The following is a 22,547-nucleotide window of genomic DNA, read 5'->3' as shown; positions in this document are numbered from 1 at the left end:
GTGACCGGCGTCACTGCCGCGACCATCATTTTGGCGGAAGGCGTGTGTGAGCGCGCTCACGCAGCAGGTAGCGAAGGGCATCCACCATGAGCGAGACAACAGTACCGAGCGAGACGGCGCGGCCGCCGCGCCGCCGGGACCGCACCCATTGGCTGTATTCGGCGGTCATCGTCGCGGTGCTGGCGGGCATCGTGGTCGGCTGGCTCGCGCCGGGCTTCGGCAAATCCGTGGGTGAGCTGGGCACCCTGTTCGTGAATCTGATCAAGATGATGATCGCGCCGGTCATCTTCTGCACCATCGTGCTCGGCATCGGCTCGGTGCGGGCGGCGGCGAAGGTGGGCCGGGTCGGCGGTATGGCCATCGCCTACTTCCTGATCATGTCCACGGCGGCGCTGGCCATCGGCCTGGTGGTGGGCAATGTGCTGCATCCGGGCAGCGGCCTGGATCTGGCCGCGCACGCCAAGGATGCCGCCAAGTACGTCAAGGACGCCCACAATGCCGGTGGCACTTGGGATTTCATCAAGGACATCGTGCCGACCACGCTGGTGTCGTCGCTGACCTCCGGCAAGGTGTTGCAGGCGCTGTTCGTGGCGCTGCTGGTCGGCTTCGGCATCCAGGCCATGGGCTCGGCGGGTGAACCGCTGCTGCGCGGCGTGGCCTCCATGCAGAAGCTGGTGTTCCGGATTCTCACCATGATCCTGTGGCTGGCCCCGATCGGCGCGTTCGGCGCGATCGCGAATGTGGTGGCGCGCACCGGTCTCGACGCGGTGAAGCAGTTGGCCGTGCTGATGATCGCGTTCTACCTCACCTGCGCGGTGTTCGTCTTCGGTGTGCTCGGCGTACTGCTGCGCGCGGCGGCGGGGGTGTCGATCTTCAAACTGGTGCGGTACCTGGCCCGCGAGTACCTGCTGATCGTGGCGACCTCCTCCTCGGAGTCGGCGCTGCCGCGGCTGATCGCCAAGATGGAGCACCTCGGCGTGGAGCGCACCACCGTGGGTGTCGTTGTGCCGACCGGATATTCGTTCAATCTCGACGGCACCGCCATCTATCTGACCATGGCCACGCTGTTCATCGCCGATGCCATGGGCAAGCCGCTGAACTGGACCGAACAGCTCGGCCTGCTGCTGTTCATGATCGTGGCGTCCAAGGGCGCGGCCGGTGTCACGGGAGCCGGATTGGCCACGCTCGCGGGCGGACTGCAGAGCCATCGACCGGAGCTGCTGGACGGCGTCGGCGTGATCGTGGGCATCGACCGGTTCATGTCCGAGGCCCGCGCGGTCACCAACTTCTCCGGCAACGCGGTCGCCACCGTGCTCATCGGCACCTGGACCAAGACCATCGACGCCGCCCGGGTGCGTGAGGTCCTCGACAAGAAACTGCCCTTCGACGAGGCGACCATGGTCGACGACCATCCGGTCGAACTCGAGAAGAAGGACCTGGTTCCGGCCTGACCCCTACCCCGGGCGGAACCAGTATCCGCCGGAGTGCGGCCCTGGCACTTCGGCGGGAGCGTCCCCGCACCCCTGCCCCCGCAACCCCACAGCGGGCGCGGCGGCGGTGCGGGGACGCCGCACGTTCGGGGGGAGCCGTCAGACCGACAGACTCACCGCGGGCAGCTTCAGCGTGGCCGCGATGGCATTGGCCAATTCCGTTCCCTTGACGGTGAAGTGGCGGGAGAAGTACTCCAGATGCTCGGCGTGCTCGTGGAAGTGGTGCGGGGTGAGCACCGCCGAGAAGACCGGGACGCCGGTGTCGAGTTGGACACGCATGAGGGCGTCCACGACGGTGGCGGCGACGAAATCGTGGCGGTAGATGCCGCCGTCCACGACCAGCGCCACGCCCGCGACGGCGGCGTACTCACCGCTGGTCGCCAAACGCTGTGCCTGCAAGGGGATTTCGAAGGCTCCGGGCACCTCGATCACATCGACCTCGGGGTAACCGTGGTCGGCGAGGGCGATTCGGGCGGCCTGGACGGCATTGTCGACGATCTCCGCGTGCCAGCGGGCGGCGACCAGAGCGATCCGACGGGAAGTGGGTGACATGAGTTTCCTCCTGTTCGCTGTCACCCAGGGCAGGCGACGCGAGCAGGGAGCGCTGGCAGCGCACACCGCACCGTCGCGTTCTCTTTCATCCGGACTGTGACCGTCGGCTCCGGGATCACACCGGAATCTGCTCGACCCGCCGTATCGGTGGATACCGCGGCGCTCGCGGGCTCGTGCGCCGGAATCGGTCCGGACGCCATTACCGCCGGTGGGGAATTCCACCCCGCCCTGAGAACGTGTACGGAATCGACGGTAACACGATCCCGGCGGGGCGAAAATCGTCGTGATCAGCCAGCGGGAAAACCTTGTCCGACCAGCGCGGGGTCAGCGCAGCAGGACGTCGGCGTCGGCGGGCAGCGCATTCACGGGCCAGAAACGCAGATCGGTGGATTCCGAACTGCGCACGGGCACAGCGCCTTTCGGGGCGCGAATACGGAAGAGCAGATCCAGGTGGCGGGTGGGCACGCCGAGCGAGCAGGTGATGGGGTGGGCCTGCGCGCCGTAGAGGCCGGGTTCGAGCACCAGATCCGCGATGCCCGACTCCTCGGTGGCCTCGCGCAGCGCGGCGGCCGCGACGGTGTCGTCGGACTCCTCGCAGTGGCCGCCCAACTGGATCCAGCGGCCGACGCGCGGGTGCAGGGTCAGCAGCACCTCGCGCTCGTCGTGCGAGAACACCACCGCCGAGGCGGTGATGTGCCCAGGTGCGTGCTCGCGCAGGCAGCCGCGCGGGGCCGAGCCGAGGAAGGCGAGCATGGCCTCGCGCAGCGACTGCTCCGGACCCGTTGCGGGACGCCAGGTTTCGAGCAGTTCGGTGGCCGATTTGTGCAGCGATGCCGCGGTCACCGGGCGGCTCCCGGTGTCGCGGCACCTCGGGCGCGGCTCACAGCTCCGCGGCTCACAGCTCCACCAGACCGAAGCCGGAGTCGCGGACCTCGCGCGGGGTCAGCTCCTCCAGTGGATAGCCGATGGCGATGGCTCCCAAGGGATTCCAGTCGACATCCAGGTTGAGCACATCGCGGGTGATCTCCGGCGCGAAGATGGTGGACCCGATCCAGCAGCTGCCGACGCCCTTGGTGGCCAGGGCGACCAGCAGGCCCTGCACCGCCGCGCCGACCGCCACGGTGAACATGGTGGATTCGGCCTGGCGGCGGGTGGCGTCGGGATAGTCGTGCGCGCCGTCGGGCACACAGAAGGGAATGATCACCTCGGGGGCGTCGAAGAGGATGCGGCCCCGGGCGACACGACGCTCCACCTGGGCTGGATCCTTGCCGTCGGCGGTGAGGTCGGCGCGCCACTTCTCCGCCATGGCCTCGAGCAGCTGCGCGCGCAGCCCGCGCTTGCGCACCCAGACGAAGCGCACCGGGCGGGTGTGGTGCGGGGCGGGGGCGGTGAGCGCCACCGAGACCGCGGCGCGAATGATCGCGGGTTCCACCGGGGTATCGGCGAACTGGCGGATGGAGCGGCGCAGCAGTACGGCCTCCGAGCGGCCCTGCTCGATGGCCTCGGCGGTGCCCAGCCAGAACAGGTCCTCCTCGCCGCCGCGCAGCAGATCGGCGGCGGTGGAGCCGTCGTCGGTGTAGTCCAGGCCGCGCACCACGGCGACGGGGACGCCGCCGAGCTTGCCCTTCACCAGGTCGGCCGCGGCCGCGAGTTCGTCGGCGACGGCGACCTGGGTGACATGGAGTTCGTTGCCCTGCCCGTCGACCGCGCCGTCGTAGTCGTGCAGGACGCGCAGGCCCGCCGAGCCGATGGCGGTATCGGTCTGGCCGTTGCGCCAGGCGCGGCCCATGGTGTCGGTGATGACCACGGCCACCCGCACGCCGAGCCGCTCGGCGAGCGCGGTGCGCAGGGCCTTGGCGCTGGCGTCGGGATTCTCCGGCAGTAGGACCAGTTCGCCCTGTTCCACATTGGAGCCGTCCACGCCGGAGGCGGCCTGCACGATGCCGAGCTTGTTCTCGGTGATCAGGGTGCGGCCCTTGCGGGCGAGTACCCGGACGGCTTCGCGCGCCACCAGTTCGCGGCGGGCGGCGTCGCGGGCCTCCGGATCGGCGGGGGCCTCGACGATGCGGCCCTCGGCCTTGGCCACGATCTTGCTGGTGACCACGAGGATGTCGCCGTCCTGGAGCCAAGGCGCTTGCGCCGCAATGGCTTCGGCCACATCGTCGCCCGGCCGGAATTCCGGGAGGCCGTGGATCGGCAGAATGCGCAGTTCGCCGCCGACGGCGTGGTCCACCACGGGGTTCGCGGTCATGGCTTCACTCCTGCGATATCCAGGGCCTGGCGGACCATCTCGGCGGTGGCGGTGGGATCGGTCATGAGCAGCGGGACGCTGCGCACCTCGACGCCCGGGACGTCGGCGGTGTCGGTCTCGTGCACAAGCCAACCGTCCAAGATGCCGGTGGCCGAGCGCGCGCCGTAGTAGTTGCCCACCGATTCCGCGTCGGATGCCACGCCGATCACCGAGAGACAGGCATCGGCCATGCCGCGCAACGGTTTTCCACCGATCACGGGCGAGATTCCGACTACCTTGGCGGAAGTGGTGCGCAACGCGCCGCGCAGACCGGGGACCGCGAGGATGGCTCCGATGCTCACCACGGGGTTGGAGGGGGCCAGGAGAACAGCGTCGGCGGATTCTATGATTTCCGTCACACCTGGACCTGGTTTTGCCACATCTGCCCCAATGGTCACGAATCCATGGGTCTCGACGTTGGCTCGGTAGCGCACCCACCACTCCTGGAAATGGATCGCGCGACGTTCGCCAGCATTCTCCGGGTCGCCAATTACAACGTGTGTTTCACACCTGTCGTCGGTTGCCGGGAGCAGTTTCACGCCGGGCTGCCACCGGTTGCACAGCGCCTCGGTGACCGCGGAGAGCGGATAGCCCTGACGCAGCATTTCACTGCGAATGAGATGGGTGGCGATATCGCGATCGCCCAATCCGAACCAATCGGGTTGAGCCTTGTAGGCCGCGAGTTCCTCCTTGGCGTTCCAGGACTCGTTCGCATGGCCCCAGCCGCGTTCGGTATCGATGCCGCCACCCAGCGTGTACATGCAGGTGTCCAGGTCAGGGCAGATGCGCAGGCCGTGCATCCAGACGTCGTCGCCGACGTTCACAATGGCCGTCACATCCGCGCCGGGCAGCAGTTCGCGCACGCCCTGCAGGAACCTCGCGCCACCTACTCCACCGACCAGTACCGCGATCCGCAGGCCAGCGCCGGGCGCGGTGTCCGCTTGTTCTCCAGTCACATCCGCACAGCCTATGCGGTCGTCGCGAGAAGTTGCCCTCCGCCATATTTGCCGGTCATTTGCTGGTTTGACCGGCGGGCGTTCGGGTAAGGGGGTCGCGGATGGTAACGGAATAGCTTCGGCGGCTTGACCACCGCCACGCCCGGCGTGTCTAATCACAGGCATGTCATTTCGGGTTCGCGCGAGAGTGCAAGGCGCGGACGGCTTTTCGAATGGATGTTCGAATCGGGATGACGCTAGCTCGGGGATGTCCGCGGGACAACGTCGCGGTGTTGGGCCGTCGGTGGGAACGGCTGTCGACGGATTAATCATTCTGCGCTAACACACAGTGAGGAGGCGGAGCGATGGCCGATGAGCTGGCCCCGTCGGGCATTCCGGGCGGTGTATCGCAAACCGATTCCACAGCAGGCGCAGCACCAGACTTCTGCGCCGACAACCGAATCGGGAACGAGGGGGGTGAATCGATGACGACACGGCACGGGGGACAGTGGGCCCGTGCGCAGTTCCAACCGGAACCGCCACGGCTCAGCCTGATCGTCACCGGAATGGACGACATGTTCGACGCGGTCGCGCGATCGGGCACGGAGATGGACGCCGAACAGTGGCAGGAGCGGGCCCTGTGCGCCCAAACCGACCCCGAGGCGTTCTTCCCCGAGAAGGGCGGCTCCACCCGCGAGGCCAAGCGCATCTGCATGGGCTGCGAGGTCCGCGACGAATGCCTCGAATACGCCCTCGCCCACGACGAGCGCTTCGGCATCTGGGGCGGCCTCTCCGAACGCGAACGCCGCCGCCTCAAGCGCGGAATCATCTAACGCGCGCAACGATCTCGATCGAGCTGCGCAACGGATACCGTTGCGCCAGCCCACCTCCCGCTCACTGCTCACCGGGCGGCGAGTAGATCCCCAAGGCGAGAACGCCTTTCGACCCCGCCGTCCCCAATATCGACGAGATCGCTCGAGGGACAGGCACACTCGCCGCCGATAATCCGGCTGAGAGTCGCGCTGTACCACCCGAGCAGCAGCGCGACGACTCACCTTCCCCATTCACACCTGTGCCTCGCTGCCGCGGGCAGCGAGGCACGAGAGCGAAGAGTTCAGGCCCCTACTCCGGGGCCGGGTCGATGATGTCCGGGTCTACGCCGAGGTAGGTGGCTATTTGTTGGACGAGGACTTCGCGGAGGAGGTCTACCAGGTCGTCGGGGTCGCTGGCGCGGAGTTCGAGGGGTTTGCGGAACAGCACCACTCGGGCTCGGGTGGCTACGCCATGGCGGTCCACTCCGGCGGGGATGAGGCGGGAGAGGGGGACGGGGCCGTCGGCGACCACCTCGTCGGGCCAGGTGACCGAATCCGGGTGCAGGGGGCGGATTTTGGGGACGTCGTCGACCGCGATATCGAGTTTGGTGAGGCGGTCGTGCCAGCGGCCGTCGAGGGGGGCGAAGGCCTCGAGGACGAGTCGGTCGAACTGCTGGCCGCGAGTGCGCCAAGCCGGAACGGTCGGCGGCAACATCGGCCCGCGCACACCCCGCCCGCGGCGGATCACCGACCGCGCCGTGGGCGGCCGCCTTCTACGTGAACGGGTCATACCAAGAATCTACTGGGTTGGACTGCCTCCGCCGCGCTCCGGCCGATGCCCCGAGACCTCCTGCGCCGCGAATCCGCCCGGAGCGAAGCGGAGGGCAATCGAACACAGCTCGAATGGCCTTGGCGACCAGGGTGTGTCGCATGACATTGAGCGTGTCTGTCCCCGCGGAGGGGTGAGGGGGGTTACCCTGCTTGGCGTGATTCCCATGCGTCGTTGCTGCCGTCCAGGCTGCAAGAACCCGGCCGTTGCGACGCTGACCTACGTCTACTCGGAATCGACGGCCGTGGTCGGGCCACTCGCCACGGTGGCCGAGCCCCACTCCTGGGACCTGTGTGAAACGCACGCTTCCCGGATTACCGCGCCCAAGGGCTGGGAGATGGTCCGCCACGAGGGCGGGTTCTCCTCCAGCACCCCGGACGACGACGATCTGACCGCTCTGGCCGAGGCCGTGCGCGAGGCCGGGCTGCGCCGCCGCACCCCCGAACCCGAGCAGCGCGGCTACACCGACTACGCGCCCCCGCAGCGCCCCACCCGCACGGGCCGCACCGGCCGCCGCGGCCACCTGCGCGTGCTCCCCGACCCGCCTTCCTGAAGCGCGACAAGCGCTCCCGCCGCGCCGACGCCCGCGAATTCGACCGTCGCGCCCACCCACCCCCGAGGGTGAGGTCGTGGAAACAGCGGGGGGTGCAACTACTAGGGTGTTCCTCATGACAGTCGCACGGTCTGCCGATTCCGTTCATGCAGTTGTCAAGGCGTATGACGTTCGTGGTGTGGTTGGCGAACAGATCGACGCGACCTTCGTGAAGGATGTGGGGGCTTCGTTCGCGCGGCTGATGCGAGACGAAGGCGCGCGCCGCGTGGTGATCGGCCACGATATGCGCGATTCCTCCCCGGAGCTGGCCGCCGCGTTCGCCGACGGCGTCCAGGACCAGGGCCTCGACGTCACCCATATCGGCCTCGCCTCCACCGACGAGCTGTACTTCGCCTCCGGCCGCCTCGACTGCCCCGGCGCGATGTTCACCGCCTCGCACAATCCGGCCAAGTACAACGGCATCAAACTGTGCCGCGCCAAGGCGCTGCCGGTCGGCCAGGACACCGGCCTGGCCACCATCACCGAGGAGCTCATCACCGGCGTCCCGGCCCACGACGGCGAACGCGGCACGGCCGACGAGGCCGATCTGCTCAGCGACTACGCGACCTATCTGCACGAACTGGTCGACCTGAGCGCCTCGCGCCCGCTGCGCATCGCGGTGGACGCGGGCAACGGCATGGGCGGCTTCACTGTCCCGGCCGTCCTGGGCACGCTGCCGCAGTTCACCATCGACCCGCTGTACTTCGAACTCGACGGCACCTTCCCCAATCACGAAGCCAATCCCCTGGATCCGAAGAATCTGGTGGACCTGCAGGCCTACGTCCGCGAGACCGGCGCCGATATCGGCCTGGCCTTCGACGGCGACGCCGACCGCTGCTTCGTGGTGGACGAGAAGGGCGATCCGGTCTCCCCCTCCGCCGTCACCGCGCTGGTCGCCGAGCGCGAGCTGGCCAAGGAGCCGGGCGCGACCATCATCCACAACCTCATCACCTCCAAGGCCGTGCCGGAGTTGGTGAACGAGCTCGGCGGCACCCCCGTGCGCACCCGCGTCGGCCACTCCTTCATCAAGCAGCAGATGGCCTCGACCGGAGCGATCTTCGGCGGCGAGCACTCCGCGCACTACTACTTCCGCGATTTCTGGGGTGCCGATTCGGGCATGCTCGCCGCCCTGCACGTGCTGGCCGCACTCGGCGAGAAGGACCGCCCCATGTCCGAACTCGCCTCCGCCTACGCCACCTACGCGTCCTCCGGCGAGATCAATTCGACGGTCGACGACGCGCAGGGGCGCACCACGGCGGTGCTCGAGGCGTTCAGCGGCCGCGCCAAATCGGTCGACCGGCTCGACGGCGTGACCGTCCAGCTGCCCGAGGGCGCGTGGTTCAACCTGCGTGCTTCCAATACCGAACCGCTGCTTCGCCTCAACGTCGAGGCCCGATCGCAGGAGGAAGTAGACGCACTCGTAACCGAGATTCTGAGCATCGTCCGCGGCTGACTGGAATAGTGGAATCACAGAGCGTGGATTCGCCCGCTGGTGACCCGATGAGGGGAGGTGGCAACGCCCGATGATCGCTGGGACACCGGTTCTCGATCTCGATGACGTCGCCTCGCTGGAGGCGGCCGACATCGGTGGTTCGTTGCGTTCCGCCGCGTCGGCGGGGGCGCAGGTACGCGCCACCGCGGCGGCCGTCGGTGAGGACGCGTTGCGTCGACTCGCCGATCTGCGCCCGCGCAGTCTGGTCATGGTCTCCGGTCCGGGCCGCGCGGCCCGCGCCGCCGGAATCCTGATCGCCGCGCTGGGCGACCGAGCCAATCTGCCCGTCGTGCCCGCGACGTCGATCCCGCCCTGGGTGGGCCCGCTCGACGTGGTGCTGGTGGCCGGGGACGATGCCGGGGACCCCCGGTTGGCCGAGGCCGTGGACCGTGCGCTGCGCCGCGGCGCGGAGGTGGTGATCGCCGCACCCGACGAGGGTCCGCTACGGGCCGTCGCCGCCGGGCGCGCCACCGTACTGCCGCCCAGACTGCCCGTGCTCGACCACAATCGACTGCTGCGCTACCTGGCTGTGGGTGTGGCGGTGCTGACGACGCTGGACCCCACGCGCATCGGCCCGCTGGTGCCCGATCTCGACGCGCTGGCCGATCTGCTGGATGCCGAGGCCATGCGCGACGGCCCGCAGAACGAGGCGTTCCACAATCCCGCCAAGGCGCTCGCCACTCGAATGCGGGAGCGGCGCATCGTGATCGCCGGTGACTCCCCCGCCGCGACCGAACTGGCCGAGCACGCCGCCGAGGTGCTGCTGGCCACCGCCGGACAGATCGTGGCCTCGGGCGATCTCGCCGAAACCGTTGCCGCGCACGCGGTCATGGTGGATGCCGCCGGAGTGGACGCCCCCGATTACGACCCGCTCTTCCACGACGAGCAGCTCGACGGCCCCGCGCCGGTGGACAAGGTGCGGGTCTTCGTAGTCACCGCCGACGCCGATCAGGTGGCGGCGCGCCGACGGCTCGCGGTCTTCGGAGCCGGTGCGGGTCTGGTGGACGCCGATCTGGTGAATGTGGACGTGGAGGTCATGGGCACGGCCGCGACCCCGGCCCCCGGCGAATCCGCGCGCGGCGGCGAGCTGGAACAGCTTGCGGTGCTGGCGCTTCGGCTGGAGATGGCGGCGGCCTACCTGCGACTACTCGGTTCCCGCCCGGCAACGACGCCGGGACACTACGACGGGGGACACTACTAGTGCACGAACTCGTTGGTGCGCTGCGTTCCTACGCTTGGGGTTCGCGCACCGCGCTCGCTCAGCTGTGCGGACGACCGGTTCCTACTCCGCATCCGGAGGCCGAACTCTGGTTCGGGGCGCATCCCGCCGATCCGGCCCGGATCCTCATCGACGGCAGCGACAAATCCCTGTTGGATGTGCTCGCCGCCGACCCGCAGCGCGAATTGGGCGCGGTCGCGCGGGAATTCGACGGGAAGCTGCCGTTCCTGTTGAAGATCCTGGCTGCCGAGGAGCCGCTGTCCCTGCAAGCTCACCCGAGTATCGAGCAGGCCCGGGCGGGTTTCGCGCGCGAGAACCACGCGGGCGTGGCCATCGATTCGCCCATGCGCAACTACCGCGACGAGAACCACAAGCCCGAACTCGTTGTCGCCCTGGACCGTTTCGAGGCGCTGGCGGGCTTCCGCGATCCGCGCCGCACCGTGACGCTGCTGCGCGCGCTCGGCGTCCCCGAACTCGACCCGTACGCGGAGCTGCTTGCCGCGCAACCGGATTCGGCCGGGCTGCGCACCCTGTTCACCACCTGGATCGCGCTGCCGCAGAACGCGCTGGCCAAACTCCTGCCCAAGGTGCTCGACGGCTGCGTGCGCTACCTCTCCGACAAGGACGCCGCGGGCGATGGCTCCCAGAACAACGGCGCGCGTAAGGAATTCACCGCCGAGGTGCGTACCGCCCTGGAGCTGGCCGAGGCGTATCCGGGCGATGCCGGAATGCTGGCGGCGCTGCTGCTCAACCGCATCACCCTGGAGCCCGGTGAGGGCCTGTTCCTGGCGGCCGGGAATCTGCACGCCTACCTGCGCGGCGTCGGCATCGAGATCATGGCCAACTCCGACAATGTGCTGCGCGGCGGGCTCACGCCCAAACACGTCGATGTGCCGGAACTGTTGCGGGTGTTGGATTTCGAACCCCTCGAACTGCCGATCATCGAACCGGAGACCGAGGGTCCCGGCGTATTCCGGTATCGCGCACCGGCGCCGGAGTTCACGCTGCGCCGCATCGAACTCGAGGCCGGGGCCGAACCGGTGGAGCTGCCGCGCTCCGGCCCGGAGATCGTGCTGTGCACCCTCGGCTCGCTGCGGCTGTTCCAGGGCGGGTCGGTCCTGGATGTGCCGTGCGGTCACGCGGCCTGGATCTCGGCCTCCGACGGCGCGATTCGGGCCCAGTCGGTGGACGGTCCGGGTCAACTGTTCTGCGCCGCGGTGGGCGAGGGCTGAAAGACCGGTACGCTGACCCCCGGCGATTTTCACGGAAAATCGGACATGCTTCGGGAAGGGACGAACAGTGTCTGCGGGTGGCGGTAAGAAGGCAATCTTGGCGGCGATGTTCGCCAATGGCGGCATCGCGACGGCGAAGTTCGTGGGTGCGGCCATCACCGGATCGGCGTCGATGTTGGCCGAGGCGGTGCACTCGGTGGCCGACACCTGCAATCAGGGCCTACTGCTGTTCGGTCAGCGCAAGGCCGAGCAGCAGGCCGACGACCTGCACCAGTTCGGCTACGGCCGCAACCGCTACTTCTACTCCTTCGTGGTCGCGCTGGTCATCTTCGCGCTCGGCTCGCTGTACGCGCTCTACGAGGGTGTACACAAGATCCAACATCCCGAGGAGCTGACCAGTCCGATCGTCGCGATCGTCATTCTGGGCTTGGCGATCGGCCTGGAGACCTTCAGCTTCATCACCGCCATCAAGGAGTCGCGTCCGCTCAAGGGCGATGCCAGCTGGTGGCGGTTCATTCGCAACTCCCGCCACCCGGAGCTGCCGGTGGTGCTGCTCGAGGACGCGGGCGCGCTCATCGGTCTGATTCTGGCCTTCACCGCGATCAGCCTGGCCATGATCACCGGCGATCCGGTGTGGGACGGCGTGGGCACCCTGTGCATCGGCATCCTGCTCGGCATCATCGCGGTCGTTCTCATCGTCGAGATGCAGAGCCTGCTCATCGGCGAGGGCGCGACCGCGGCGGACGACGCGCTGATTCGCGAGGCGCTGGTGGACAACACCCGCATCGACCGCGTCATCCACCTGCGCACCCAGTACCTGGGCCCGGACGAACTGCTGGTGGCCGCCAAGATCTCCATCGTGCCGGGGCTCGAGATCGCCGAGGTCGCCGCCGCGATCAACGAGGCGGAGGACCGAGTGCGGGCGCAGGTGCCGATCGCCAAGGTCATGTACCTGGAGCCGGACCTGTTCAGCACCCCGGCCGCCGCGCCCGGCGCGTAGCCGTCCGACGCCGGGCGTGTGGTGGTGACCACGCCCGGCGTGTGGTCACGAAGAGCCCGGTGCGGACGCCGTAGCGTAGGTCTTCATGTCCTCCGGCGACAGCAAGAAGGCGATCCTGGCGGCGTTCACGGCGGATGCCGGGATCACCCTCGCGAAATTCATCGGCGCGATCCTCACCGGGTCGGCCTCCATGCTGGCCGAGGCCGTGCACTCGCTGGCCGACACCGCCAATCAGGGGCTGCTGCTGGTCGGGCGGCGGCGCGCCGAGCAGGAGCCGGATGCGCTGCACCCCTTCGGATACGGGCGCAACCGCTACTTCTACTCGTTCATCGTGGCGCTGGTGATCTTCCTGGTGGGCGCGCTCTACGCGATCGACGAGGGCATCCACAAGATTCGGCATCCGGAGGAGTTGACCGATCCGATCGTCGCCATCGTCATTCTGGTGGTGGCCATGATACTGGAGTCCTACAGCCTCGCCACCGCGCGCAAGGCCTCGGCGCTGTTGAAGGGCCGCACGAGTTGGTGGCGGTTCATCCGCACCACGCGCAATCCCGAACTGCCCGTTGTGCTGTTGGAGGACAGCGGGGCGCTGATCGGCCTGTTCTTCGCCTTCCTCGGCGTCGGTCTGACCATGGTCACCGGCAGCGCGCGCTGGGACGGTATCGGCACCCTGGCCATCGGCTTCCTGCTGCTGTTCATCGCGGTGGTGCTGATCGTGGAGATGAAGAGTCTGCTCATCGGTGAGGGCGCGACGCCGGACGAGGATCGGCGCATTCGCGAGAACCTGGTCGACGGAACGCGAATCGACCGGGTGATCTACCTGAAGACGCAGTACCTGTCGCCCGATGAGCTGTTGGTGGCGACCAAGGTCGCGATCGTGCCCGGTCTGGATATCGCCGAGGTGGCCGCAGCCATCGACGACGCTGAGGCGCGGGTGCGTGCGGCGGTGCCCGCCGCGCGCGATATCTACATCGAGCCCGATCTGTACCGCGAGCAGCGGGTCTGAATCAGGAGCGCAGCAGCTCCAGCGGATCGGTGCGGACCCCGAAGCAGCGGCGCAGGGCGTGTCGGGCGGCGTGCAGTCCGTTCATTCCGTGGACGCCCGGGCCGGGCGGGGTCGCCGCGGAACAGAAGTACACGCCCGGCAGCGGGGTCTTGTACGGATTCCAGCGGGCGGTGGGGCGAAAGACGGTCTGGCGCAGGGTCATCGCGCCCGAGGAGATATCGCCGCCGATGTAGTTCGGATTGTGGGCGGGCATGGTGGCGGCCGTGCGCACATGTTTGGCGAGGATGAGTTCGCGGAAGCCGGGGGCGAAGCGCTCCACCTGCGCGATGACGGCCTCACTGATATCCGCCGTGGAGCCGTTGGGGACGTGCGCGTAGGTGTAGAAGGTGTGCTGGCCCGCGGGTGCGCGGGTGTCGTCCACCACGCCCGGCTGGATGGCCAGCACATAGGGCCGTTCGGCGTGACGGCCTTGGGCCACCGCCTTTTCCGCCGCCATGGCCTCGGCGCGGGTGCCCACCAGGTGCAGGGTTCCGGCGCGCTCACAGCCGAGCGCCTGCCACGGCACCGGCCCGGAGAGCGCGAAGTCGACCTTGCAGGCGGCGCTGCCGTAGCGGAAGCGGTGCAGTGCGCCGTTGTAGCCCCCGGGCAGCCGGTTCTCGGCGATGCGCTGGAACTCCGCCGGGGCCAGATCCACCAGAACCGCTCGCACATGGTCGAATTCGTCGATGGAGTCGACGCGGTGGCCGGTAATGACCCGTCCGCCATGGTTTTTCAGGTCGTCGGCGAGGGCGTTCACGATGGCCTGCGAGCCACCGCGCGGTACCGGCCAGCCGCGCACGTGCGCGAGCGTGCCGAGCAGCATGGCGACTCCGGCACCGGCGAAGCTGCGCGGCGGCAGGATGGCGTGCGAGGCCACGCCGGAGAGCAACGCGGGCGCGATGTCTTCGCGAAAACGCAAGTTCCACAAGGGCGTCGACTGCTCCAGCAGGCGGCGGGCGAAGCGCAGTTCGATGCCGCCGTCCAGCAGGCCGCCCGGGTCGATAGGCAGGTGCCGCAGGTCCGCCATGGCCAGCTCGACCAGGCCCTCCCAGCGCCGCACCAGCGGTCCGAACAGCCGCTGCCAACTCTTGCCGTCGCGACCGAGCCCGTCCACGGTGCGGTCGAGTTCACGCCACGCGAGCCCGGCCACTCCCCCGTCCAGCGGATGGGCGTAGGACACCTGCGGCGCAAGCATTTCCACGCCGTGCGCGGCGAGGTCGAAGGCGCGGAAGAACGGTGACGCCACCGCCATGGGGTGCGCGCCCGCGCACACATCGTGGTGGAAGCCCGGCAGCGTGAGTTCGGCTGTGCGACAACCACCCCCGAGCATGTCCTCGGCCTCGTACACCTCCACCTGGAGTCCGGCGCGGGCCAGAATCACGGCCGCCGCAAGCCCGTTCGGACCCGATCCGATCACCACCGCGTCAGCCATGACACCCACTGTAGGCCGGTGCGGGCGGGGGCGGCGGGGCGGCGGCAGCCGTGACCGAGGCAACGACGCGGGCGCGCGCTATACCCGGTCAGCGCTCAGGACTGCCCGCCGGTCCACTGCCGCACCAGAATCTCGAGCCGCTGATCGCGAAAGTCCGGCCGCAGTCGGCCGCCTCGATCCAGGGTCGCGAGACCGTGCAGCGCACTCCACGCCACCTCGGTGAAGGCCTCGGGATCGCTGGCCCCGGCGTACGGCGCGAAGACCGCCACCAGTTCACCGAAGGCGGAGCGCAGCGTCTCCACCGCGTCGGGGCCGAAATGCAGATCCACCTTCATGACGAACATGGCGTCGTAGAGCGCGGGATGGGCCCGGGCGAACTCGAGATACCCCTGGGCGACGGCGGTGAGCGCGGCCACCGCATCGGGCGCGGCCGTGCGCAGGCGGCGAAACTCCGCGCCCATATCGGCGAACCCCTGCTCGGCCACGGCCGCGACGATCGCGTCCTTACCGGCGAAGTGGCTGTAGAGCACCGGCTGGCTGTACTCGATGCTGTCGGCCAGCTTGCGCACCGTCACCGCTTCCCACCCCTGGGCTTCGGCCAGATCCCGCGCGGTGTCGATGATCCGCTGATGCCGCTCGGCGCGCTCGCGTTCCTTACGTGTCTGTATGGCGCTCACAAGCAAACCCTAGCACCGCTAGACAAGCTATCGCCCAACAACTTGTCGTTGCCTCGCGCGATCGGGCGATCAGGATGTCGAACCCCGCCGCCGGGAGCCCGTCGAGGCTAGACGTCGGTGGAGAAGCGGATGCCGCCGTCGGGGATGTCGACGCCGGGCCAGACGCGGGCGCCGCGTAGTAGTTCGCAGCGCGCGCCGACGTTCGCGCCGTCGCCGATGACGGCGTCGCGGACCAGGGCGCGGGGGCCGATGCGGGCGCCGAAGCCGATGATCGAACGTTCCACTGTCGCACCGGCTTCCACGCAGGCACCGTCGAAGAGCACCGCGCCGTCCAGGCGTGCGCCCGCGCCGACCTCGGCTCCGCGTCCGACGACCGTGCCGCCGATGAGCAGTGCGCCGGGGGCGACGCCCGCGCCGGGGTGGACGAGGGATTCGCCACGCTGGCCGGGCAGGGCCGGGGAGGGTGCGATACCGCGTACGAGGTCGGCCGAACCGCGGACGAAGTCCTCCGGGGTGCCCATATCGCGCCAGTAGGCCATATCCACGTGGCCCTGGATGTGCGCGCCCTCGGCGAGCAGGGAGGGGAAGACCTCGCGCTCGACCGAGACCGGGCGGCCCGCGGGAATCTTCTCGATGTATTCGCGGCGGAAGACGTAGCAGCCCGCGTTGATCTGATCGGTCGGCGGGTCCTGGGTCTTCTCCAGGAACGCGGTGACCCGGCCGCTCTCGTCGGTGGGGACACAGCCGAAGGCGCGCGGATCGCTGACCCGGACCAGGTGCAGGGTGACATCGGCGTTCGACGAGTGGTGGGTCTCGAGCACCGCGCCGAGGTCGGTGCCGCCGAGCACATCGCCGTTGAAGACCATGACGGTGTCGGCGCGCAGCTTCGGCAGCACATTGCGGATACCGCCGCCGGTGCCCAAGGGCTCGGTCTCGGTGACGTATTCGATCTCGATGCCCAGCTCGGAGCCGTCGCCGAAATGCTCCTCGAAGACCTCGGCCTTGTAGGAGGTGCCGAGGACCACGTGGTCGATACCGGCGTCGGCGATACGCGCCAGCAGATGCTGAAGGAACGGCAGACCGGCCGTGGGCAGCATCGGCTTGGGGGCCGAGAGGGTCAGCGGACGCAGTCGCGTCCCCTGGCCTCCGACCAGGATCACCGCATCCGTTCCGTTCGCCATCTTCTCCCCTGTGTAGGTCGTCAATCCGCCGGGTCCCGGCACACGCCGCACCCAGCCGTGCCCGATTTGCACGGCTGGGTCATTGTGCCCGACGCGTGGGTCAGTTCGTACCGGCGGCGCGGTCGCGTTCGCGCAGTGCGGATCGAACCGCAAGCCTGCACCGGATCGCAAGTCCGGCCTTGAGCGCCACCCGCAGCGGAGCCTGCCACCAGTGCGGATGCCGGTCCGCCTGGAAGCGATAGGCGCTGGCGTGGTGGGCGGGCAGCATGGCCTCCGGATGCTTCCCGGCGGCATGGCCCTTGGCGTGCGTCACCTCGGCCGATGGCACGAATACATTGTGCCAGCCCGCCTTGCCCATGCGGTCGCCGAAGTCGACATCCTCCATGTACATGAAGTACCGGGAGTCGAAGCCGTCGATGGCGTCGAAGGCCGCGCGGCGCACCAGCAGGCAGGAGCCCGACAGCCAGCCGACGGTGCGCTCGGAGACCTCTTCGTTGTCCTGCCGGTAGCGCAGGGTCCAAGGGTTGGAGGGCCAGATGGTGCCGAGGATGGCGTGGCCCGCGCCGTCGGCCAGGCCGGGCACGCGGCGGGCGGAGGGGTAGCGGCTGCCGTCCGGCTCGAGCACCATCGGGCCGAGAGCTCCGGCGCGCGGCCAGCGGCGCGCGGCGGCGAGGAGTTCATCGATGGAATCGGTGCCCCAGCGGATATCCGGATTGGAGATGACGATGAATTCGATCTCCGGGTCGATCTCCGCCACGGCCCGGTTGATGGCCCCGCCGTAGCCGATATTGCCGCCGGTGCGTAGCAGCCGGACGTGCTCGTTGGCTTCGGCGACCATTTCCGGCACGCCGTCGTTCGATCCGTTGTCGGCCAGGATGACCTGGGGCTTCTCGCTGGTGGCGGTGGCGAGAGTGCTGATGAAGTGCTCGAGGTGCGCACCGGGCGAGTAGGTGACCGTGACGACGGCCAGTGTCGGCCGTCCAACTGAATCCGAGGGGCTCACGGACGCTCAGCCTAGTCGGAGATACGGCGGAGCGCGTCGTTCAGCGCATCTCGCCAAGGACGCAGTGGTGACAGCCCCGCACTCGTCCAGGACGTACCGGACAGCACCGAATATGCCGGGCGCGGAGCGGGTCTCGGGAAAGCCGAAGTGGCGCAGGGCCGTACCCGCTCGGGATCCGCGCCGATTCCGGCGAAGACGGCGCGGGCAAGTTCGAACCAACTGGCCTGTCCGGCATTGGTGGCGTGCAGGATTCGCGGCGCGTCGGGGCGGTCGGCGAGTTCCAGCAGCGCGGCCGCGAGATCGGGTGCGTAGGTGGGCGAACCGATCTGGTCGTCGACCACGTCGAGGGTCTCGCGCTCGCGCTCCAGACGGCGCATGGTGGCGACGAAATCCCCACTGTCCCCGGTGTATACCCACGCGGTGCGCACGATCTGCCCGGCGTCCGGCAAGAACTCCGCGACCGCGCGCTCACCGCGCAGTTTGGATTCGCCGTAGACCGAGCGCGGACCGGTCGGGTCGTCGGTCTCGTACGGCCGCGAACCCGTGCCCGGGAACACATAGTCGGTCGACACCTGAATCAGCCGCGCCCCGATCTCGGCGCAGGCCCGCGCGAGCACCTCGGGACCCGTGGCATTCACCGCGAAGGCGGCCTCGGTCTCGGTCTGCGCCTGGTCCACCGCGGTGTAGGCGGCGCAATTGATCACTACGTCACCGGGTTTCAGGACCGCGCGCACCGCGTCGAGCCGCGTGATGTCCAGGTCGGCGTGGCCGTAGCCGCGAGCGTCGGGCGCGCGGTCGAGCAGCGCGCGGCCCAGCTGCCCCCGCGCTCCGGTCACGACGAGCCGCCCGGTGACAGCTGTCACGGAGGGGGAAGTCACGGTGGCCAGTGTGGCATGCCGTGACCGCGCGCTCGGGTGCCGGTGCGACCTGGGCTGATAGCGCGGGCCACCCGGCGCGCCCGTCATAGCCGCCGCACAAGGCCGAGCCGCGGCGCGAAACTCACGCGGCGGCGGCTCCACCATCCGGCGCGAACACGCGTCTAGCCTGCCTCCAGGGGGATATTCCACGGACATCGTCCCGGGAGCACACGGGTGGTCGGCCCACGGCCGGTCAGGGAAAGGATGCGAGGGTTTGCCGGAGAGCACGAGGGTATCGACGCCGCTACCGTCGCGACGTCCGGCCGGATCGGCGCCGCGGAGCCGGTTCGGGCCGCTGCGCGCACTGGCGGTCGCCGCCGCGGCCGCGGTCCTGGTGGTGACCGGTCTGGGCTGGCATCAGGTCGACGCCCTGGTGTCGAGTATCGACCGCATCGGCAATCTCGGGCTGGGCGGTGGCCGCGACGGCGCGGTCGACATTCTCATGGTCGGCATCGACAGCCGCACCGACGCGCACGGCAATCCGCTCACCGATGCCGAGCGGGCCACGCTGCACGCCGGTGACGAGGAGGGCCTCAACACCGACACCATCGTCTTGATTCGGGTGCCCAACGACGGGCGCTCGGCCACGGCCATCTCGCTGCCGCGCGACTCCTATGTGGATATTCCGGGCCAGGGCAAGGGCAAGATCAACTCCGCCTACGGCGTCACCAAGTTCACCGAACAGCAGAAGCTGCTCGACAAGGGCGTCGACGCCGAGACCGCCGACCGCAAGTCCACCGAGACGGGGCGGCAGGCGCTGATCAAATCGGTCGCCAACCTCACCGGCATCACCGTCGACCATTACGCGGAGGTCGGCCTGCTCGGCTTCGTGCTGCTCACCGATGCCGTCGGCGGTGTCGAGGTGTGCCTGAACAATGCCGTGTACGAACCGCTCTCGGGTGCGGACTTCCCGGCCGGGGAGCAGCGCCTCGACGGCGCGCAAGCGCTGTCGTTCGTGCGCCAGCGCCATGAGCTACCCCGGGGCGACCTGGATCGGATCGTGCGCCAGCAGGTGTACATGGCGCAGCTGGTGCATCAGATACTCAGCGCCAAGACGCTGACCAATCCGGGTCGACTACAACAGCTCAGCGATGCCGTGGGCCGCACGGTGGTGATCGACGACGGCTGGAATGTCCTCGATTTCATGCAGCAGCTCCAGGACCTCTCCGGTGGCCAGGTGAAGTTCGAGACCATTCCGGTGCAGGACCTCAATGGCACGACCAGCGACGGCGAATCGGTGGTGCGGGTCGATCCCGATGCCGTCAAGAAGTATGTCGCCGGATTGGTCGGGCAGGACGACGGCGGCGAAAAGAAGGACGACGGCGTCGATCCCGCCACCGTCACCGCCGATGTGTACAACGCCAGCTCGGTGGGCGGCTTGGCCGGGCAGGTGGCGCAGGCCCTGGCCGCCAAGGGTTTCCACACCGGCACCGTGGACAACTGGATCGGAGGCCCGGTGCAGAGCACGCGGGTGCTGGCCGCCAGCGCCACCGACGCCAAGGCCCGCGCGGTCGCCGAGGCGCTCGGCGGGGTGCCGGTGCTGACCGAGGCGGGGCTACCGCCGGGTTCGGTGCGCGTCGTATTGGCGAGTGACTACTCTGGTCCGGGTTCTTCGGCGGGCACCACCCTCGACTTCAGCGAGACGTCGACCAGCGCCACACCGGTGCCGCCCGCCCCACCGATCGACGCCGGGCAGAACGGACCGAAATGCGTGAATTGACCGAGACTCTCACCGAGGCTGTGCTCGACCCCATTCTCGGGCGCGATCCCGCGGGTCCGCGCGTCACCTATTACGACGACGCCACCGGGGCGCGCATCGAACTCTCCGCGCTCACCCTCGCCAATTGGGCGGCCAAGACCGCCAATATGATTCGCGACGAATTCGGCCTCACCCCCGGCGCTCGGGTGGCGGTGCTGCTCCCGGCGCACTGGCAGACCGCGGCGGTGCTGCTGGGCTGTTGGTGGGCGGGCGTGGAGGTGGTGCTGCGCGCCGATCCCGATGCCGAACTGGCCCTGGTGACCGCCGAGCGCCTCGACGAGGCCGACGGCATCGCGGAGGTGGCGGCGCTGTCGCTGGACCCGATGGGTATGCCGGTCAAGGACCTTCCGGTGGGCGTCACCGACTACGCCACCTCGGTGCGGGTGCACGGCGATCAGTTCCGGCCCGGCGGGGTCGGTGCGGCCCTGGACGGTATGACGGTGAGCGCCGTCCTGGCCGAGGCGCGCAAATCCGCAGCGCGACAGGGCTTCACGGCCGAGGACCGGGTGCTGTCGAGCACGCCGTGGGAGACGCCGACCGAATTGATCGACGGTTTCGTGGCGGTGCTGGCGGTCGGGGCGTCGCTGGTGCAGGTGGCGCATCCGGAGGCCGAGGCGCAGCGGCGGCGGGTGACGACCGAGCGGGTCACCATTCAGCGCAACGCCTGAGCCGCGCTCTCCTACCGTGGTAGGAGAGGGATTTCCCGCCATGGAACGTTCCCCGCGCCAGCCGATTTCCGTACGGTGGATTCATCCGACGACGACGGGAGTCAGCGGCAATGAAGCCTCGGTACTGGGTTCGATGGATGGTGGAACAGGGTGCGCCACGGTTCCTCATGCGCTACCAAGCCTGGCGCGGCGATCCGTTCGGGAAGCTGTTCGGCACGGCCGCGGCGCGTCATGACCCCTACCCGTTCATCGAGGAATTGCGCGCGCGGGGTCGGCTGGCGCGCACGCCCGTCGCGTCGATCACCACCGATTACGAGTTGACTCGGAATATCCTGCGCGACAGCCGTTTCGGGGTGTTCATCCTCGACAACGCGAATACCCCCGAACGGATTCAGCGCATTGTCCGCAAGGCCCCGCTGCTGGCGAATCCGGTCGAGCCGCCGTCCATGCTGACCATCGACCCGCCCGACCACACCAGAATCCGCAAATCGGTCTCGGCGGCGTTCACGCCCCGCGCGGTCGGCCGCCTGCGCGATCGGGTGGAGTCGGTGACCGAGGAGCTGCTCGACGCGCTGCCCGCGAACGGGTCGGCCGATCTGATCGCCGACTTCGCCTCGCAGGTGCCCATCGCCATCATCTCGGAGATGCTCGGCTTCCCGGACGAATCGCGCGCGGAGTTCCTGGAGTGGGGCGACCGGGTGAGCCCGATGCTGGATCTCGGGCTGTCCTGGCGGGATTGGCGGGTCGCCGCGAAATCCATCGAGGAGATGGACCGCTATCTCGACGGCCATATCGCCCGCCTGCGGGTGTCGCCCGGCGAGGACATTCTCAGCAGCCTGGTCACCGCCGGGAATCTCGACGAACGCGAATTGAAGGCGACCGCGACGCTGCTCATGGGCGCGGGGTTCGAGACCACGGTCAATCTCATCGGCAATGCGGTGGTGCAGTTGCTGGCGCGGCCGGAGCAGTTGGCGCGGCTGCGCGCCGAACCCGACGGGTGGCCGCTGGCGGTGGAGGAGGTGCTGCGCTTCGATCCGCCCGTGCAGAACACCGCGCGGCAGGCGCTGTGCGATATCGAGCTCGACGGTATTCGGTTCCGACAGGGGGCCACCGTGGTGCTGTCGCTGGCGGGGGCCAATCGCGATCCCAAGGTCTTCGAGGATCCGAACACCTTCGATGCCACGCGCGCGAATGCCAAGGACCACTTGACCTTCTCCAGCGGCATTCACATCTGTCTGGGGGCGAGCCTGGCGCGGATGGAGGCGTCCTACGCGCTGCGGGCACTGTTCGAGCGATTCCCGGACCTGCGGTTGTCGGGGACGCCGCAGCGGCGGCCGCTGTTCACGCTGCACGGGTATTCGCATATGCCGGTGCTGCTGGGGCCGCGGGCACACGCGACGGTCGGTCAGTAGAAGCCCACGG

21 protein-coding genes and 1 riboswitch are annotated in these 22,547 nt (G+C 68.9%); of the genes, 11 read left to right on the top strand and 10 right to left on the bottom strand.

Annotated features, from left to right (window positions below; translation table 11 throughout):
- The first annotated feature begins 86 nt into the window (after positions 1-86).
- Positions 87-1,451 carry a cation:dicarboxylate symporter family transporter gene (locus ACIBH2_RS17750; protein WP_397118633.1) on the top strand — a complete coding sequence of 455 codons (1,365 nt, stop codon included), beginning with the start codon at positions 87-89 and terminating at the stop codon, positions 1,449-1,451.
- Positions 1,452-1,589: 138 nt separating this feature from the next.
- Here ACIBH2_RS17750 and ACIBH2_RS17745 read toward each other — a convergent pair whose 3' ends face one another.
- The 4 genes from ACIBH2_RS17745 to cofD all read right to left on the bottom strand — a co-directional run bounded on the left by ACIBH2_RS17745 (position 1,590) and on the right by cofD (position 5,249).
- Entirely contained in the window at positions 1,590-2,042 is a 453-nt protein-coding gene (locus ACIBH2_RS17745) for a 6,7-dimethyl-8-ribityllumazine synthase (protein WP_397118631.1), read from the bottom strand.
- Between the two features lie 73 nt (positions 2,043-2,115).
- Positions 2,116-2,282: riboswitch (FMN riboswitch) on the bottom strand.
- A gap of 84 nt (positions 2,283-2,366) precedes the next feature.
- A complete protein-coding gene (locus ACIBH2_RS17740; protein ID WP_397118629.1) occupies positions 2,367-2,885 on the bottom strand; it encodes an NUDIX hydrolase in 519 nt (172 codons plus the stop codon).
- A 52-nt stretch (positions 2,886-2,937) separates the two neighbouring features.
- Positions 2,938-4,293 (bottom strand): coenzyme F420-0:L-glutamate ligase, encoded by a 1,356-nt coding sequence (locus tag ACIBH2_RS17735; protein ID WP_397118627.1) that lies wholly within the window; start codon positions 4,291-4,293, stop codon positions 2,938-2,940.
- Complete coding sequence (gene cofD, locus ACIBH2_RS17730) at positions 4,290-5,249, bottom strand: 2-phospho-L-lactate transferase (RefSeq protein ID WP_397120828.1); 960 nt, start codon at positions 5,247-5,249, stop codon at positions 4,290-4,292. The genes ACIBH2_RS17735 and cofD overlap by 4 nt, the downstream gene beginning before the upstream one ends.
- A 584-nt stretch (positions 5,250-5,833) precedes the next feature.
- On the opposite strand from cofD, the gene ACIBH2_RS17725 reads away from it, so the two are divergent.
- Entirely contained in the window at positions 5,834-6,100 is a 267-nt protein-coding gene (locus tag ACIBH2_RS17725) for a WhiB family transcriptional regulator (protein ID WP_397120826.1), read from the top strand.
- Between the two features lie 289 nt (positions 6,101-6,389).
- Here ACIBH2_RS17725 and ACIBH2_RS17720 read toward each other — a convergent pair whose 3' ends face one another.
- Complete coding sequence (locus tag ACIBH2_RS17720; RefSeq protein WP_397118625.1) at positions 6,390-6,869, bottom strand: metallopeptidase family protein; 480 nt, start codon at positions 6,867-6,869, stop codon at positions 6,390-6,392.
- 205 nt (positions 6,870-7,074) lie between these two features.
- On the opposite strand from ACIBH2_RS17720, the gene ACIBH2_RS17715 reads away from it, so the two are divergent.
- The 6 genes from ACIBH2_RS17715 to ACIBH2_RS17690 all read left to right on the top strand — a co-directional run bounded on the left by ACIBH2_RS17715 (position 7,075) and on the right by ACIBH2_RS17690 (position 13,449).
- Positions 7,075-7,461 carry a DUF3499 domain-containing protein gene (locus tag ACIBH2_RS17715; RefSeq protein WP_397120825.1) on the top strand — a complete coding sequence of 129 codons (387 nt, stop codon included), beginning with the start codon at positions 7,075-7,077 and terminating at the stop codon, positions 7,459-7,461.
- Between the two features lie 115 nt (positions 7,462-7,576).
- Complete coding sequence (locus tag ACIBH2_RS17710) at positions 7,577-8,953, top strand: phosphomannomutase/phosphoglucomutase (protein ID WP_397118623.1); 1,377 nt, start codon at positions 7,577-7,579, stop codon at positions 8,951-8,953.
- A 70-nt stretch (positions 8,954-9,023) separates the two neighbouring features.
- Positions 9,024-10,193 carry a tobH protein gene (locus ACIBH2_RS17705; protein ID WP_397118621.1) on the top strand — a complete coding sequence of 390 codons (1,170 nt, stop codon included), beginning with the start codon at positions 9,024-9,026 and terminating at the stop codon, positions 10,191-10,193.
- Positions 10,193-11,443 (top strand): mannose-6-phosphate isomerase, class I, encoded by a 1,251-nt coding sequence (gene manA / locus ACIBH2_RS17700; protein WP_397118619.1) that lies wholly within the window; start codon positions 10,193-10,195, stop codon positions 11,441-11,443. The genes ACIBH2_RS17705 and manA overlap by 1 nt, the downstream gene beginning before the upstream one ends.
- Before the next feature lie 67 nt (positions 11,444-11,510).
- Positions 11,511-12,443 carry a cation diffusion facilitator family transporter gene (locus ACIBH2_RS17695; protein WP_397118617.1) on the top strand — a complete coding sequence of 311 codons (933 nt, stop codon included), beginning with the start codon at positions 11,511-11,513 and terminating at the stop codon, positions 12,441-12,443.
- Between the two features lie 85 nt (positions 12,444-12,528).
- Positions 12,529-13,449 carry a cation diffusion facilitator family transporter gene (locus ACIBH2_RS17690; protein ID WP_397118615.1) on the top strand — a complete coding sequence of 307 codons (921 nt, stop codon included), beginning with the start codon at positions 12,529-12,531 and terminating at the stop codon, positions 13,447-13,449.
- A gap of 1 nt (position 13,450) precedes the next feature.
- Here the strand turns inward: ACIBH2_RS17690 and ACIBH2_RS17685 are convergent, their stop codons facing one another.
- The 5 genes from ACIBH2_RS17685 to rfbD all read right to left on the bottom strand — a co-directional run bounded on the left by ACIBH2_RS17685 (position 13,451) and on the right by rfbD (position 18,659).
- Positions 13,451-14,920 (bottom strand): phytoene desaturase family protein, encoded by a 1,470-nt coding sequence (locus tag ACIBH2_RS17685; RefSeq protein ID WP_397118613.1) that lies wholly within the window; start codon positions 14,918-14,920, stop codon positions 13,451-13,453.
- 95 nt (positions 14,921-15,015) lie between these two features.
- Positions 15,016-15,597, bottom strand: coding sequence for a TetR/AcrR family transcriptional regulator (locus ACIBH2_RS17680; RefSeq protein ID WP_397118611.1), 582 nt, complete (start codon positions 15,595-15,597; stop codon positions 15,016-15,018).
- Between the two features lie 107 nt (positions 15,598-15,704).
- Positions 15,705-16,778, bottom strand: a complete 1,074-nt coding sequence (locus tag ACIBH2_RS17675; RefSeq protein WP_397118609.1) for a sugar phosphate nucleotidyltransferase — start codon at positions 16,776-16,778, stop codon at positions 15,705-15,707.
- Positions 16,779-16,878: 100 nt separating this feature from the next.
- Entirely contained in the window at positions 16,879-17,781 is a 903-nt protein-coding gene (locus ACIBH2_RS17670) for a glycosyltransferase family 2 protein (protein ID WP_397118607.1), read from the bottom strand.
- Positions 17,782-17,792: 11 nt separating this feature from the next.
- Positions 17,793-18,659: a dTDP-4-dehydrorhamnose reductase gene (rfbD, locus tag ACIBH2_RS17665; RefSeq protein ID WP_397118605.1), complete on the bottom strand. Its 867-nt coding sequence runs from the start codon at positions 18,657-18,659 to the stop codon at positions 17,793-17,795.
- A 253-nt stretch (positions 18,660-18,912) separates the two neighbouring features.
- On the opposite strand from rfbD, the gene ACIBH2_RS17660 reads away from it, so the two are divergent.
- From ACIBH2_RS17660 to ACIBH2_RS17650, 3 genes are all read left to right on the top strand, one after another.
- The gene (locus tag ACIBH2_RS17660) at positions 18,913-20,418 is read left to right on the top strand and encodes an LCP family protein (RefSeq protein WP_397118603.1); all 1,506 of its coding nucleotides are present in this window, start codon (positions 18,913-18,915) and stop codon (positions 20,416-20,418) included.
- Positions 20,406-21,125, top strand: coding sequence for a TIGR03089 family protein (locus ACIBH2_RS17655; protein WP_397118601.1), 720 nt, complete (start codon positions 20,406-20,408; stop codon positions 21,123-21,125). Before ACIBH2_RS17660 ends, ACIBH2_RS17655 begins: the two co-directional genes overlap by 13 nt.
- Before the next feature lie 110 nt (positions 21,126-21,235).
- The gene (locus ACIBH2_RS17650; RefSeq protein WP_397118599.1) at positions 21,236-22,537 is read left to right on the top strand and encodes a cytochrome P450; all 1,302 of its coding nucleotides are present in this window, start codon (positions 21,236-21,238) and stop codon (positions 22,535-22,537) included.
- Positions 22,538-22,547 lie beyond the last annotated feature (10 nt).

Origin of the sequence: Nocardia sp. NPDC050406 (assembly GCF_044459025.1) — a bacterium.
GTDB lineage: Bacteria > Actinomycetota > Actinomycetes > Mycobacteriales > Mycobacteriaceae > Nocardia.
Note: the sequence above shows the minus strand (reverse complement) of the source record. Positions and strands in the feature narration are given on the sequence as shown.